This is a genomic window from Algoriphagus iocasae, from assembly GCF_014206875.1.
In the GTDB taxonomy this organism is placed as follows: Bacteria; Bacteroidota; Bacteroidia; order Cytophagales; family Cyclobacteriaceae; genus Algoriphagus; species Algoriphagus iocasae.
In genome coordinates this window covers 522,352-537,856 of record NZ_JACIJO010000002.1, presented here as the reverse complement: position 1 = coordinate 537,856, position 15,505 = coordinate 522,352, and the positions used below count along the sequence as shown (strand labels likewise).

Here is a 15,505-nt window from a genome sequence, read left to right as displayed (position 1 = left end):
TTTATAATCTTAAAAATCAAGTTATTTTTTTAAATATACCGGATTAAAAATCCTAGGATCTAAGTTCAGGATTTTAAATCCTGAACAGCGGATTCGGGATTTTAACTTTGTCACTTTTTGGCGGCCAAAAAGTAACCAAAAAGCCCTGAGCCTCGATATTTTCTTTCCGCTGATACCGTTTTTCATTCATTTTAAACAGAAAACCAGCGGAATTTTGTACTGCCTTTCACCCCTAAAAATGACTGGATCTCGCTTGTACCGCGCGAGCTAAGTCATTTTCTTAACGGTGTTCTATGCAGTACAAAACCGAAAATTTCGAAAGGCTCACACCTCCGGATGACAACCTACGACTGCGACTGTTCACTGCGACTGATCACTGCGACTGCCAACTTCCAACTTCCTCCATCATTTCGGCTTTTTCACCTATCTCCGAATGACAACCTACGACTGCGACTGATCACTGCGACTGCCAACTTCCAATTTTATTTTCCTTTCCTTAAACCCTACCCAAATACATTGAATCTGAAATCATTGTTTTTTTGAGATTCAGAGTTCTGTAAAAAGCCAAGTAAACTTCCCATTCTTTTTCCAGGTTTTCAGCATCAAGTGGCACCAAGGCTTGCAGATCTCTTCTTCTGCCTGCCTCTTTAATCCAATGATGCTTTGTCAATTCCGGTTGGTTTAAAAGGATCATCACACTGTCTCCTTCACTGGCATTTCCTTCTATGGAATTGTTTTTCCAGGAGATAGAAATCCCATCTGCTGTTCGGACAGCCAATGGGTCTTCTACCCCCAAAAGACTGCCTCTACTGATCTGTAAAAAGGCAGGATTGATTCTTGGATTGGCTTGATGATTATAGCCTTTGGTAGATACATTGGTGTGAGCCCAATTCACCCCTGTTTTTTGGTCTAGGAAGTTCTGGTAACCAAAATCCAGAACCCGAGAAAGAGAGCGGAGATAGGAATTCACTTCTGCCAATCGGTTTTGATAGACTTTCTGAAGTGGGGTAGGGTCTGTTCCGTTCTTATGGGGAGCCCGAGGGAGACTTCTCATAATGATCTTGCCATTGAGTTTGTAAAAAGTAAAGCCTCCCACTTTCCCTTGAGGCTGAATTACGCTGGAATCTGAAAGAGTAGCCATATGTAAGAAATTTAAAGGTTAACTATAAGAAAAGTAATTAAATTAAATAAAAAGGTAGTTATAAAGCAACTACTGGTCAGGGTTTTAAGGGTTATGATGCAGGGTAAAAGCAGAAAATTTTTATATAAAAGCTCCTTAAACCCTGTATTAACCTTGAATAAACCCTGTATAAACCTGGTTTTTGATCAAATTTCTGATTCGGGAAACTTGGGATTGAGAGTAAGAAAATTAGCTAATGAAAAGGATGAATTATCCTGAGTTTTGAAATGAATCCGCTGGGGAAATGGCCTGGGAAGTGTCAGAAGAGGGGGCTTGAATAGGAGGTACTGCTTGTTGAAAAACCTGGGAAGTCAGGAGCTCAAAAAAGTATTGTCTGTTGCTTACTTCTAAATGGGTTTTATCCATTTGTGAAAGCTCCAGCATCCAGCATTGATACATTTCCCAGAGAAATAAACTGATATCCTGATTTGAGTAGTACTCGAAGAGGGCATTTTCTGAATGGTCAAATTGAAGATTCATGGCGATAGAATTTTGGTGTGTATCAAATTATTGAATCTTAATGGGATCTGATATTCCCTGAAAAGCTGTTTTAGAAAGCTTTGGGAATAAATTATTCTTCAAAAATCTTTACGACCTTAATTGTCGCATTATCCGAACTGTTGATTTGAATATTTCAGTTGATCAGAATAAATTAGTTACAACTCTTTCGGGAGAATTTCTTAATTTCCATATCTAATATTTACACTATGAACGAGAAGATCCACCACGGCAGAAATATCAAGCGCTTCAGGGAAATGATGGGCATCAAGCAGGAGGCTTTGGCTTTTGAGCTGGGGGAGGACTGGTCCCAGAAGAAAGTCAGTTTACTGGAGCAAAAGGAAGAAGTGGAGGAGGAGTTGCTGAAACAGGTGGCTGAGATTCTGAAAGTGCCTGCGGAGGCGATTAAAAATTTTAATGAGGAAAAGGCAGTAAATATCATATCCAATTCTTTCACTTCTCACGATAACGCAACTGGATTAATTTATAATCATAACCCAACATTTAATCCGCTCGATAAATTGATCGAGTCTATGGAAGAAAACAAAAAGCTTTATGAGCGGCTTTTGGAATCGGAGCGGGAGAAAGTGGAGATTATGAAGAGGATGTTGGAGAAGTAATGGTCCTTTTTGTTGCCATCAGCTTTTTTTTATTATCCTCAGAATTACAAATTCTATATGAAAATAAAGCCTAGTTGCTCCCGACGACTGAAGGAGGAGAATTTATTTTGTCATTAGGCTAAAAGCTCTTTCCTATGCTGAGTTTGAAGCCCCTATTGAAAACTGTATCAGAAAATTCACTGACGTTTGCAAAGCCATGTTCGTAAGTAGTCTGAATGTTCATCTGACTTCCAAGGTTGAAGCCAAAACCTACTACAGCAGCAAAGTCTGTCCCTTTCCATAGGTCTCGGGTATCTTTTCCGTCAACGGTTACTTTATTGTCACCATTTCCAACAATCAGTGCCGAAGACATCAGAAAGGATGGTTGTGCTCCAGCCAGGATAAATAAATTTCCGGCACCTTGGTATTTCAAAAGCAAAGGAATATCCAGATAGCCATTTCGGATGCTGGTAGTAGTCCCTGCTTCTGTGCCTTTAGCACCTTTAGTTGCAAATTGAATTCCTGGCTCGAACTGTAAAGTCTCTGACAAAGGAAGGTTGATATAACCTCCAATATGGAATCCAACCTTGAATTTGGAACCATCTCCACCTTCTTCCCCTCCTAAGGTGGTGAAGCTAGGCCCTCCCCTTAGTCCAAAGTTTAGGTCTTGAGCCTGCAGGCTAAATGTAAAGAGGAATGCAATTAATACTAAAAGAACATTGCGCATAAAGAGTGGTTTATTGGTTATAAAAAAGGAAAATAAAAATTGATGGATTATACTTTTAGGTACATACGTTTACATGACCTAATAGTTTTGGACATTTCCCAAAAAATGCGTGAATTTCAATTCCAAAAAATAGTATGGTGTTTTACGACTCAACCAAGAAGGGTGAGTAAAGTAATAATCCTCCCTGATCTGGATTAATCCCCTACCTTATCCACATTAATTTTCTCAATCTGCAAAGGCTGATACTTCACATAGTAATTCTCATAACCAGCGATAATAGGACTTATTTTTATCTCATTTGATGAGGCCAAAAAATCAAACATCAACTCATTAAATTGATAATTGATATACCTTGTGTCATTGTACCTACCCGTGATATTGGTCATGACTTTTTTATTTCTGTAGGAACCTGGTTTTAACTGAATGGTCACGCGATACCGCTTACCCATTTCGGGTCTGAATCGTAAAACCAAGTATCTCATTTCAGGTAGAAATCCAGCCATGCCATTATTTAATCTAGGATAGTATTTGTTTTCCGGATGTACATCAATGCTTGTTTGATCGGATCTATACCATCCGAAATATTCAGCGACATACATATCCTTATCCTTCAACTTTTGAGCGGTGATTTCCCAAGACTCGTTGGCTTGCAAGTTTAACAAGTCATTCCTGTTTACAGAAAGCGCTGGAATGCTGGCAATACCCTTTGGGTCAAGCTTTTTCAATTGGGCATTCGAGATTCGATTTGATGGGTTAACCTTGATATCAATAGGTTTTATTTTCAGGTTTTTGCTGCTGAATTTTCCAATGTTTCCAAACTGTTTCTTTGACATAATAAGCTTGTTTAAAAATGGGCTTGGCTAATTCGTATCCTGATTGGATACCATTCTTTCCAAATTTCTTGTCTAAAAAAGATAGCTTATTTTTTTGGGCTATGCAATAAATTGAGGACTTAGAATATCTTCTATGGTATTGGGAATCAGTGGTTTTCTGGTGGGGCGAATGATTTCAAAAAATAGGGAAGGGTTTACTCCTGACAACTGGAGCGGACTACAGCTAGCAGGGAGGAGATTAGCCTTTCTTTCGGATAAACAAATCAATGGACAAATAGAGGTAGACTAAAATCAGTGGTGATAAGTAGGTGAAAAATAAGGGAGGAAAAGCGATTGGAAGCCCTGAAACACCTAGCAAAATAGACTTCCATGATTTATTTCTACCATCAACCGAATAAATGATCGTTGAAACATAATTTGGTATACCCAAGACAAAAATCATAAACCAGTAAGGCTCAAGAAATTGATTCCCAATAGTCAAATAAACTGAGATCCAAAGGAAAAAGACAACCAATGAAATGATTGAAAATCGTTTTAAAGTTTTGATGGTCTATTGAGGATTTGGCTTGAATTGAAAATTTTGAAGATAGAAAGGTGTTTTGGACACCTAGCGGGTGGAGTCAGCTTATTTAGTATTAATCAATTCCAGAAATTTATTAAGGCAATCTAAAAAGATCTCACGTTGTCCAATATAAACGAACTCTTGTTTTTGGACAGGTTCATGTGCTGAGTAGATTCTATGACCAGAAGAGCTAATAACTTCAAAGTATTCAGAAACGCCATCCAAGATTGATTGATGGAGCATTCTTCCATTCCCTAAATTTTTTTTAGCCCAATTCAACGAGTCTTGATTAAGAGAAAAAAAGCCTTTGGATTCTAGGACATTTAAAAGTTCTATAACTTTTTCCTTCTCAAGGATTCGAGATTTCACTTTAGACTTTTTAATCTTTTCTTCCTTAAGTTCAAACGACCATTTTTTGAGTTCCCAATCGGATCCATTATAGGTTAGAACGGAATATTCTTGCCGTTTAAACCAGAATGATTTCTGGGCATAAGCTAAAATAAATTCATAGTCAGGGTAAAACTTCTTGTATACATAAGATTGATCCTCTGTCGACTCATTTACGTTCGAATCAAATTCTAAAATCTGCCCAAAAGAGTTCAGTGAAGTTAGAACTAGTATTAAAAATGGAAGAATTTTCATTTTTGATAAATCAATCCACCAATATAAAAAGAAAGGCGTAGTCCATGACAATTGTCGGGACAAACTACACCTAGAGGGGGAGATAAGTTTAAAGGAGATCTGTTATTACTTGCATCCGACGCTCATAATTCGCTTGGATAAAATCATCAAGGTCGCACTCAATTTTACATTCTTTTAGCGTATTTTCTGAATCCGGCATTCTTAGTAATTCATATGTTAAAGAAGGGTTACAATAAACGCCTAAAGAAATTTTATTATCATCGATCAGCTTGATGAATACTGTATCTTCACCATTAATAATTAACGAATCTGAAGTAAGCTCATAAGGCCAATACATGGGTCCCAAGCCAGGGTAAAATGCATAATAGATCAGAAGTGAATCTGTAAAAGTTAACTCTACATAGTTTTTGTTTTCAGCATTTGGATCAGGATCACATATGGTATCAATGAAGTACCAATTTCCTTCGATTTTTTCAAATGTTAGGGATTGATGATCGGATGAATTACAGCCCAAAAGTATTAGCGTGAAAATGATAAATAATAAGGTGGGTTTCATGTGATTCAAGTTCTAGGAAATTTAAAAGAAGAAATTGAATTGCCAATCCAGAAAAATAGAAAGGTGTTTTGCAAACTACACCTAGTGAGGATTACAAATCCTAAACGCCAGGTTTTTTTGGCTTAATAAATCCTTTGATTTCGTATTTATTTGGGTCACTGATAGCATATTCGATTAAAACTTCAGACCCAATTTCCTTTTTACTAACTCTTTGGGAAAGTTTTTTCTTTTTAATATAGACTGAATCGCCAACTTGATATTGAATAGTAATAATCTGGGTAAAGCCCATTCCCTTCGGTCCATAACCTATTGCTGTTTCTGTAACAATAGCTTCTGTTTCGGCTGTCGAAGTCCAAAAACCAAAAGGAATTTGAAAATTGTTCCAGGCTAAATAAAGGAAAGCACCTAATCCGATAATCCCAATCGTCCATGGATTGATTCTTTCCATTTTTGTAGGTAGTTCAAAATTCGATCCTTTACAAGGGGGAATTAATTCACGCCAAGCATCTCTCTAAATTTGTCTTCTAATTCCAAAAGAACTTTATTTATTTCAATCTTATGTAGCCCTATGAGTTTTTGATATTCATCTTCTAGAAATTCATCAAATTCTTTTGAATTCCTTAAAGCTCTATTACTCTCCCAAGTCTGGACATTTATGCTTTGTAGATTATGTTCGACGAAAAATTTGTCAAGAGCTCCAATTTTCTCGTCTATTTCTTTCGAAAAAAAGATTTTATGAGTTGAAAAAAACTCGATCAGTTCCGAATACGAATTAAAAAGATCTTCACTCAATTTAAAACCAACCTCATCCTTCAACTCTGGCGCTGGAATCATATTTAAATGAATTAGCACATGTGATAAATTGCTTTTAAAATTTTGAAGCCTTAAATAAAGATTCTTAATTGCTTCCAGCCGCTCTAAGTGTAGAGATGAGAATTTTGTTTGGAATTCAAAATTCTTGTTTTCAAGCTCATGCTTATAATTTTCTAGTTCTTTTTGAAGATCTTTTTTAAAATGGTCTACTCCTACATCTAATAACTTATCAATGAATTTTTTAGCAAAGTAAATTATTAACCCTGCTAATCCTGTTAACCCAGTGACTGAGACTAAGTATTTGAGCACTTCAGGAGTGAAAATAGATGTCATAAAATAATATGTAATTTTAATATTTTAGAAAGACAAATATTATCTTGATTAAATTCTATAATAGAAGAGGTAATACAATTTTACCAGAAATCAATGCCCATTTACCAATATCTGACATTGTATTTTGGATCTTTTCTTTGTTATCACCACTAAGTGTTTCAATTGTTGATTTCATCTCTTCATCGTCTATTGAATTACCAACTGCCTTACCAATTTCTACAATATCTTCCACAATGGATTTTATTTTTTCTGGATCTCTCTTGCTAGGTTTATTTGCGGTTTCAGCAATAAGTTCTCCCATTTTCTGATTTAACAATTTCTGATTGAATATTGCTAATCCAAGAGAATATAATGGTAAATTATTGTATTTTATAATAATATTTACATCAATCAAAGTATCTTTCGAAACTAGCTCTGTAAGGTCATTGGATAAAATTGCTTGAAATTTTGATTGATCAGTTTGGTCCGGTTTCAATATAGTAGTTCCTTTTACTTCGAGATTATCATCTTTTCCAATAATATTAATTGAAATTAATTCTTTGTTTACATATTGTGGAAGTCTGAATTCTATTAAAATATTTTCTTCTTTAGTTCCATTAAATTTGAAATCACTTACAACTGGAGATTTTTTTGTAATTAAATATGGTTGAGGTAGATCAATACCGTCTCTTGTATAGTAGAAATATGAAAATGAATTATCTGGTAATTCATTTAGTCCTTCATAAGTAAATTTAAATGTACCTCCTCCCAAACTCTCTCTTGAAATTCTAATTTTATCGGAAAATTCTTTGGTAGCAAACCTAATTCCTAGCTCGCCTTTGCCACCTGTTCGAACTTCATCAAATATGACATCTTTGTCATCGATTGAAATAGAATAGTTAGGAGATTTACCAATTATATATAAAGGGATTGCATCAATAAATACAATATTATTAGAATTGGAAGGTATTATTTCTGAACTTCCTATTTTTTTTGCGTTAACCTTAGCTATATATGTAGCATTGTTGTCAATTTCAAAAGGAGTATTTATCAAAAGATCGATTGTCCCACTATTTGCAAATCTGGAATTACCCAAATTGTTTCCAATAATTTCGTGTTTGGTGGTTCCAGCAGGAGATTGCTTCTCTATTTCTAAACTTGTTATTTCGAAAGCTGATCCATCTGAGGATCTTACATTTATCTCGCCTATGTTCTTTCCAAGCATTTTTGCTTGAGTTGAAATTATTACCTCGGATTTTTTTTCTGAGGATTCAATTGAAGGTGGATAAATTGTTAAATAAGGTAATTCAAAAAACTTACCATCAATTTCAAAAGTAAGTTTGGCTTGTTCTATACTTTTCCATTTACGTTTGGCTGGACTTGGGACCAGAGCTGTAGTTCCATCTTTTGCATCTGAAATGTATGTAAAAGGCGAATTCGATGAAGCTTGTTGAAAATTTGCAACCAGAATCTTTTTTTTAGGGTCTTGTATATTTTCTCCCCAGTTTATTAGACCTTTTATTGAGGCTTTAAAATTTATTGGAGTTGAATTCTGTAAATTCTGAGTGTTTTCCTTTGTATTTAAAACAATTGTAAAAATTAAATTATCATCTAATGAATAACCTACATCAATTCTGGATATAGGACTTTCCATATCAATTATTGATTGGGATTTTGCAATTATAGATATAAGTAATAAAATTGAAGTAAAAATGATTTTTCTCATGATAAACAGATTTTTGTTAATTGGTTTTAAAAAAGACTTTGCAATTAATTAGTGGTTACCGAATAAAGGTAAAAAGAAAGATAGAGTAAAAAATACCCAGTACTGGGTATTTTCAGCTTATTTTATTAAAAATCAGTGTATTATCTGGAAAAGTGGTCTATTTTTTAATCTGATACCATGTAAAACTCACATACCCAAATCCTACCAATCCCCAGAAAATAACCATTAAAGCCAGGTTGTAAATGCTCATGGCGACCATCGCGATAATGGCGATGGCTAAGGCGATGGCTGGGAAATAGGGGAATAACGGAACCCGAAAAGGGCGCTCCAGATCCGCATGATTCTTTCGCAAGGCAAAAAAGGCAATCATCGATACGATGTATAAAGTCAAAGCTCCAAAGCAGGCGATGGTGATGATTTCACCGGTTTTACCTGTGAGCAAGGCCAGGATCCCGATGCCCATATTGACCAGCAGGGCATTGACAGGAGTCTTGGTTTTGGCATGGACTTTCCCCACAAAAGGCGTCACATAACGCTCTCTGCCCAGTTCCAAGGTAGATCGACCTGCCGCCAGGATAATTCCATGAAAGGAAGCCACCAGCCCAAACAAGCCCACGGTAATCAGCAGGTGGTAGAGAATATTGCTTTCGCCCACAATCTTGGCCAAAGCCAAAGGCAGGGGAGAATCTGAGGGTGCCGTACTTCCCGGAGGATAGACGATCGTCTCCCAGCCATCCACTCCGATCGAGGAAGTGAAAGTGAGCAAGCATAAAATCACCAAGGTTAAAAGCGCCGAACCAAATCCTATCAGAATATTCCGCTGCGGGTTTTTGGCTTCCTCGGCTACATTGGCGACGCCTTCGATGGCCAGGAAAAACCAGATCGCAAAAGGTATCGCTGCAAAAGCACCACCCCAACCGTTAGGCAGGGCATTCTGGGTAAGGTTTTCAAATTTGAATTCGGTAAAGCTGACTCCTGAGAAAAGTAGGAGTTCGGCTACCGCAATAATGGTAATGACCAGTTCGAAGTAGGCAGCAAACTTCACCCCGGAGATATTGATCAGCGTGAAAATCAGATAGGCGGAAATCGCAATTGTGGTAATGCTGATTTCCGGGAAAAACACATTAAAATACGCTCCAATCGCTGCTGCGATGGCCGGCGGGGCGAAGATGAACTCTATACTTTGGGCGATTCCTGCCAGAAATCCCCAGTTTTTTCCCAAGCCCAAACGGGCATAGTCAAAAGCTCCTCCGGCTTTGGGAATGGCACAGGCCATCTCCGTGTAGCTAAAGGTGAAGGTGACATACATGATGATGATAAAGAGTGTGGCTACTGCCAGTCCGAGGGTTCCGCCTTCGGCCAGCCCGAGGTTCCAGCCAAAATACATTCCCGAAATCACATAGCCGACGCCGAGCCCCCAAAGCATAAATGGCCCTAGCGTGCGTTTTAATTCAGTTTTTTCCTGATTCATTTTTAAGTGAGTGGTGGTCAAAAGTATCCTTCAAGTGGACACCGGATAATTTTAATCTTAGTGCTTCTGAGCATAAAAAGGCGAGTTTTTCCGCTGCATAGGCATAGGGCAAACCGCCGGTTCGGATATTGGAAATACAGTTTCGCTTTTCGTCTGTATTTCCTGCTTTTGGGTTGTATGTCAAATAAATCCCCATGCTGTACGGGGAACTCAAACCGGGCCTTTCCCCGATCAGAATAATGGAAATATTGCTGGAGAAGCTTTCGCCTATTTCATCGCTGATGGCCACTCTTCCTTGGCTGACGATGGAAATGGGAGCAGTGGAAAGCCCTTTTATTTTGGGTAAAAATTCCTGTAAGAAGGGGATGGCATGTAGGAAAATGGCATTTGCGCTTAATCCATCCGCCAGAATAATGGAAATATCGGATGCTGGAACCTTCGAATTCTGAATCTCTGCACTGGATGTCTCACTTAATTTCCTGCCAAGGTCGGGACGTTTGATATAGATCTCCCGGGATTCTGCCTGACTGGAGAGAAGCATGCTGGGAATTTGTAAATCCTCCAGTTGCTTTCGCAAAGAGTTAACATCCAAATCTGCCCAAACCGCATCTTTGGCCAGGGCATGATCCTTTCGGAAAGCCAGGAGTTCTTGGGTTTTGAGGCTTCCACCCGTTCTTCCCAAAGCTATTCTGGCATCGGTAAAGTCTTTGAGTTTCTCCCAGGGATTGGACACCTCGCTCATAGCTTCAGCAATTTATTTCCCTTGACTTCCAAGACTTTTCCAGTGGAGTCTGTCAGATTAATTTTCATCAGCCACTCGTCAAATTCAGGTGCTCTTTTCAGTCCCAACACCTGTCGGATGTAGAGTTGATCGTGGAAGGAAGTGCTTTGGTAATTCAGCATCACATCATCCGCGCCAGGGATACCCATGATAAAGTTGCAGCCGGCCACGCCGAGCAAAGTCAGGAGGTTGTCCATATCATCCTGATCTGCATCGATGTGATTGGTATAGCAGATATCGCAGCCCATAGGCAAACCCATCAGTTTTCCACAAAAATGATCTTCCAAACCGGCTCGGATCACCTGTTTGCCATCGTAGAGATATTCCGGACCGATAAATCCGACCACGGTATTGACGAGTAAGGGTTGGTATTTTCTGGCGACGGCATAGGCTCGGACTTCGCAGGTTTGCTGGTCCACGCCATGATGTGCATTCGCAGAATGTGCACTTCCCTGACCCGTTTCGAAGTACATAAAATTATCTCCGATACTTCCTCTATTTAATTCTTTGCCTGCCTGGTAGGCTTCATCCAAGGTGTCCAGGCTAAAGCCAAAGCTGGTATTGGTGGCTTCCGTCCCTCCGATGGATTGGAAAATCAGGTCCACTGGCGCTTTCCTCTCAATCAATTCCAAGGTGGTGGTCACATGGGAAAGAATGCAGGATTGCGTAGGAATATCGTACTGGAGTCGTAGTTTTTCCAGCATTTCGAGCAATCGAAGGGTAGTTTCTGCCGAATCCGAAACCGGATTGATTCCGATCACCGCATCGCCAACACCGTAAAGCAAGCCATCGATGGTGGAGGCCATAATTCCTTTGGCATCGTCGGTGGCATGATTGGGTTGAAGTCGGGTGGAAAAGTGACCTTTCAGGCCTAATGTATTTCTGAATTTGGTGATGACCCGGATTTTGGAAGCTGCTAAAATCAAGTCCTGGTTGGCCATGATTTTAGAAACCGCAGCGACCATTTCGGGTGTGAGTCCGGGACTGATTTGAGTGATTTTTTCTCCATCCGTTTGGTAGTCTAGCAACCAATCTCGAAATCCACCCACTGTCAGATGTGAAATGGGCTGAAAGGCTTTGGAATCAAATGAGTCTTGGATGAGTTGGGATACCGCATCTATTTCAGCGGGGATGATTTCCTCCCGGAGAAACTGCTTTAAAGGAATATCGGCAAGCACCAGTTTGGCGGCAATTCGTTCCTGCTCGCTTTGGGCAGCCAAACCAGCAAGTTGGTCTCCGGATTTTTCGGGAGTAGCCTTTGCCAAAACAGTTTTGAGGTCGGGAAAAGAATAGTTAAAGTTTCCGACGGAATGCTGATAAACCATCTAATTAAAGTGGGGATTTATTTCAAGTTTTCCAATGGAAATGTGGATGAGTTAGGGATTTTTGAATTGTTAGAAATTTTTTGTCAGTCCGAACGCCAGCCTGCCGTAAGTTTGGCGATTAGCTAGCTAAATCAATTCTTTTCTAAAAAGAATCGGATTATTTGAAGGCGTATTGTTTTTGGAATGCGCGTGGGCTGACGCAGCAGCGGGGCAGGCGTATGGCCTTGTGCGGTTGAAGCTTTGCTGCGTCTTGAATTTTTGGTTCTTTTGCTTCAAGGCAAAAGAACAAAGAGAAAAAAGTAAAATGTTTATTTGGAGTAGCTTTTTCAATTTAGCTAAAACTAATTTCCAATAGGAAGGAATATAATTTTGAAATAATTGATTTTTCGAATTTTAATTTAATCTGTCCTTGATAGCGCCATCCTACCGGAGGGCAGGGAGTCGAGGACAGTTAAAGTCCAGACTTCGATTTCGAGACTCACGTCTCTCAAGTGCTCAGCCGGACTTTAAATGATAGTATTGATCTTAATTAAAAATTATAGGTGTAATAAATTCTGCTAATCTCTCAAGAGGGATTATTTTATTCATAAAAGCCTTTTTCTATGTCCTTTTGTCTTGATACAAAAGGACCCTGCCTACCGGCAGGCAGGCAAAAGATCAAGATTTGGCAAAGCTTCAGCCGCACAAATCTTACGCTCACCCCGCTGCCAAATCCTCCCACCGCACCGACAAAAAATCTATTCGTGTCTAAAGCAATACTTCAGCAAGAAAGAATTCTAAGATGACATTGAGGAATATTTCACCAATTCATTGGTTAATTAACTTTTCTAAACTGAAAACTACCTCCCCAAAGCATTCCAACAGGATTTTGGGTGATTTGAAATTCCACTCGATCGCCTGTATTTAAATCTACAAAATCAGTCTCAGAAGTTGGGGAGAGAAGATTTTCGTCTCCGTTATTTGGGTCGTAGACAAAAATCTTATTCCCTTTTACACTTACTTCCACCACGTAATTTTCAATTCCATCTAATGGCCTGTTTAATTGATAGGATCCTGCCAGATTTTCTAATTCTTCTTGGGATAAATCCGCCAACTCTACCTCTGTTGGTTTTCTCAAATTCATCTGATAATAATCAGAAATTCCCCGCATGATTTCTGCCATTAGGCGCGTTCCCCGATCCGCACTGGTCATCACGATAATCGCATCTCCTTGATCCGCATAGCCCATCATATCATTGCTGAAACCGGCATTTTTTCCTCCATGAGCAAAAACAACCTTTCCGTCTCGTTCCCCCAAAGCAGGTCCTAATCCCCAGTGATTTTTGCGTTCGGTCAGCATTTGATCCACTATTTCCTTGGATAGAACTCGATCTTTTTTCCCGGCTCTGATAGCTTGGATCTCGAGATAATACTTCGCTAAATCAGAAGGTGTGGTCCAAAGCCCTGCAGCTGCCTGTTCAGGATAATTATGATACAATCCCTCATATAATTTCCCATCCCCATCATAAGCGGCGCTGGCATTAGCTTGATAAGATTTGGATAGGGGCTGCGAATAAGTACTATACGTCATCCCGATGGGCTTTAGGATATTTTCTTCCAAAAACACTTCCAAAGCTTGCCCGGAAACATCCTCCACTGCCTTCTCCATTACTGTATAGCCTCCACCGGAATACCTCCAAATGCTACCAGGAATTGTGTCTACAAAAATCGGAGGAGTATTTCCCTTCCCTTCCAAAACTGTGATAATATCTGGAAAAGTGTCGGTTTGGGAATAACCCGGAAAGCCATGAACCGTCATGCCGGCGGTATGCGTCAACAGTCTTTCAAGCGTGACTTTTTCAGTTTCGGTAAATTTATTTTCAGGGACTTTCCATCCAATAAGGTAGCTGTTAATATCTTCATTCAAATCCATTTTTCCCTCTTGCACCAATTTCAAAGCGCCCAAAGCAGCAAGAGGTTTGCTGATGGATCCTGCTTGAAAAATCGTTTCTGTAGTCACGGAATCACCTGTTTCTGTATTGGCTATGCCATAGCCTTTGGCCCAAAGCAATTTTCCATCTTTGACTACTGCGATGCTGACTCCCGGCACGTGATAATGTTCCATTCGATCATAAATATTCATCCCCATCGAGGTATCTCCTTTGACTTCAAAAGGAGGGAGTAGTCCGTTTTCTACAGCGGAGATTTCATCCTGGATGGAGTCGGATTGAGTTTCATCTTTTTCACAGGCAAAAATGACAAAGGAAAGAAGTGGGAGAAAAAGGAGTGATTTTTTCATTCTAGCTGGTTTTGAGGGAATTAAAAGTTAGCTAGAATCAATAGAAGATCAAAAAATTAATAGTGGTTGTAAAGGGAAGCTTTTGAAATTCATTCCGAATTTGTAATGCCAATTATTCTTTTTCCAAATGTTCAAGTAGTATGATTATTTGATCTCAGGATTTTTATGGACATGCTTTGGTCAAGACGGTTTTGAGGTCGGGAAAAGAGAGTTTAAAGTCTCAGATTTATCGCTGAAAAACCATCTAAATTTGGAGGAGGGTTTATTGTGAACTTCCAATGAAAAAGTGAATGTATTAAGGATTTTGCATTAGAAAAAGTCCAGATTAATTAAAACGCTTCCCTAGAGGTCAGTATCAATTCTTTGTAGTGAATAGCTTTTGGATAGTCTGGTTTTAAAGTCAGGGCTTTTTCAACTAAAGTCAATGCCTTTTCAAAGGACGATATGCTACAAAGAATAACAGCTTTTTCTGTTAGCATTTTGTGGTTGGAAGGATACATTTTCAAGATGAAATCGTATTGCTCAAGGCATTGATCAATTTTTCCAGTGGCAAAATTATTCAAACCTAAAAATTGACGGGCCTCCAAACTATCAGGCTGGATTGCCAGAGCAGATTTGAATGCTTTTTCGGCAAGACCATGATTCCGAAGTTCATACTCACATTTACCGATCAAAAACCAATAGGCTGGGCTGTCAACCAACTGAATTCCTGAAAGAAGTGTCAGTGCAGATTCATAATCCTTTACAAGTATATAGATTTTCCCTATTTCCAGCTGATATTCAGGTTTTGGGTCAATAGAAAAGGCTTTCTTCCAGAAACGAATGGCTTGATCATATTTTTTTTGATGATTTGAGAGCTTCGCAAGGCTTATCCAGGCATTGTAGTAATTTGGATCGGTATTCAATGCTTCCAAGTAACATTTTTCAGCATTTGCCAAATTGCCTTTCATGGCGTGACTATTGCCAGCATTTAAGAAATAAACAGGTTTTTTTTCGATCAAAATTGCCTTGGAAAAATTTTCAATTGCCTCCGTAAATGACTTCTCATGATGCAAAAGTAGACCAAGATTATTAAGTGAGGTGGCATTTTCTGGATTAGTTTCCAAAGCTTTTTGATAGCAATTTTTTGCCTTTTCCAAGTCCCCATTCATAAAAAACTGGACGCCCTTATTATTTAAGTCTTTTGATGTATTTGTTTCCAT

The 15,505-nt window shown here is 38.8% G+C and carries 15 protein-coding genes; 1 reads left to right on the top strand and 14 read right to left on the bottom strand.

Annotated elements, in window-relative coordinates; all coding sequences use genetic code 11:
* Positions 1–496: 496 nt before the first annotated feature.
* Both FHS59_RS09725 and FHS59_RS09720 read right to left on the bottom strand, forming a co-directional pair.
* Positions 497–1,141, bottom strand: a complete 645-nt coding sequence (locus FHS59_RS09725; RefSeq protein WP_184494951.1) for a DUF6266 family protein — start codon at positions 1,139–1,141, stop codon at positions 497–499.
* Positions 1,142–1,390: 249 nt separating this feature from the next.
* Positions 1,391–1,660 carry a hypothetical protein gene (locus tag FHS59_RS09720; RefSeq protein ID WP_184494950.1) on the bottom strand — a complete coding sequence of 90 codons (270 nt, stop codon included), beginning with the start codon at positions 1,658–1,660 and terminating at the stop codon, positions 1,391–1,393.
* A gap of 227 nt (positions 1,661–1,887) precedes the next feature.
* Here FHS59_RS09720 and FHS59_RS09715 point away from each other — a divergent pair, with 227 nt between their 5' ends.
* Positions 1,888–2,298 (top strand): basic helix-loop-helix domain-containing protein, encoded by a 411-nt coding sequence (locus FHS59_RS09715; RefSeq protein ID WP_184494949.1) that lies wholly within the window; start codon positions 1,888–1,890, stop codon positions 2,296–2,298.
* A gap of 118 nt (positions 2,299–2,416) precedes the next feature.
* On the opposite strand, the gene FHS59_RS09710 is transcribed toward FHS59_RS09715, so the two are convergent.
* The 12 genes from FHS59_RS09710 to FHS59_RS09655 all read right to left on the bottom strand — a co-directional run bounded on the left by FHS59_RS09710 (position 2,417) and on the right by FHS59_RS09655 (position 15,505).
* On the bottom strand, positions 2,417–3,004 hold the full coding sequence (locus FHS59_RS09710; protein WP_184494948.1) for a porin family protein: 588 nt from the start codon (positions 3,002–3,004) through the stop codon (positions 2,417–2,419).
* A gap of 194 nt (positions 3,005–3,198) precedes the next feature.
* A complete protein-coding gene (locus FHS59_RS09705; RefSeq protein WP_184494947.1) occupies positions 3,199–3,837 on the bottom strand; it encodes a hypothetical protein in 639 nt (212 codons plus the stop codon).
* A gap of 625 nt (positions 3,838–4,462) precedes the next feature.
* Complete coding sequence (locus FHS59_RS09700) at positions 4,463–5,041, bottom strand: hypothetical protein (RefSeq protein WP_184494946.1); 579 nt, start codon at positions 5,039–5,041, stop codon at positions 4,463–4,465.
* 88 nt (positions 5,042–5,129) lie between these two features.
* The gene (locus tag FHS59_RS09695; RefSeq protein ID WP_184494945.1) at positions 5,130–5,597 is read right to left on the bottom strand and encodes a hypothetical protein; all 468 of its coding nucleotides are present in this window, start codon (positions 5,595–5,597) and stop codon (positions 5,130–5,132) included.
* 100 nt (positions 5,598–5,697) lie between these two features.
* Positions 5,698–6,045, bottom strand: coding sequence for a hypothetical protein (locus tag FHS59_RS09690; protein ID WP_184494944.1), 348 nt, complete (start codon positions 6,043–6,045; stop codon positions 5,698–5,700).
* Between the two features lie 41 nt (positions 6,046–6,086).
* Positions 6,087–6,743, bottom strand: coding sequence for a hypothetical protein (locus FHS59_RS09685; RefSeq protein WP_184494943.1), 657 nt, complete (start codon positions 6,741–6,743; stop codon positions 6,087–6,089).
* A gap of 55 nt (positions 6,744–6,798) precedes the next feature.
* Entirely contained in the window at positions 6,799–8,448 is a 1,650-nt protein-coding gene (locus FHS59_RS09680) for a hypothetical protein (RefSeq protein WP_184494942.1), read from the bottom strand.
* Between the two features lie 157 nt (positions 8,449–8,605).
* The gene (eat, locus tag FHS59_RS09675) at positions 8,606–9,874 is read right to left on the bottom strand and encodes an ethanolamine permease (RefSeq protein ID WP_246388451.1); all 1,269 of its coding nucleotides are present in this window, start codon (positions 9,872–9,874) and stop codon (positions 8,606–8,608) included.
* A 25-nt stretch (positions 9,875–9,899) separates the two neighbouring features.
* Positions 9,900–10,661 carry an ethanolamine ammonia-lyase subunit EutC gene (gene eutC / locus FHS59_RS09670; protein ID WP_184494940.1) on the bottom strand — a complete coding sequence of 254 codons (762 nt, stop codon included), beginning with the start codon at positions 10,659–10,661 and terminating at the stop codon, positions 9,900–9,902.
* Entirely contained in the window at positions 10,658–12,025 is a 1,368-nt protein-coding gene (locus FHS59_RS09665; RefSeq protein WP_184494939.1) for an ethanolamine ammonia-lyase subunit EutB, read from the bottom strand. Before FHS59_RS09665 ends, eutC begins: the two co-directional genes overlap by 4 nt.
* Positions 12,026–12,839: 814 nt before the next feature.
* A complete protein-coding gene (locus tag FHS59_RS09660; RefSeq protein ID WP_184494938.1) occupies positions 12,840–14,303 on the bottom strand; it encodes a serine hydrolase domain-containing protein in 1,464 nt (487 codons plus the stop codon).
* Positions 14,304–14,632: 329 nt separating this feature from the next.
* On the bottom strand, positions 14,633–15,505 hold the full coding sequence (locus tag FHS59_RS09655; RefSeq protein WP_184494937.1) for a tetratricopeptide repeat protein: 873 nt from the start codon (positions 15,503–15,505) through the stop codon (positions 14,633–14,635).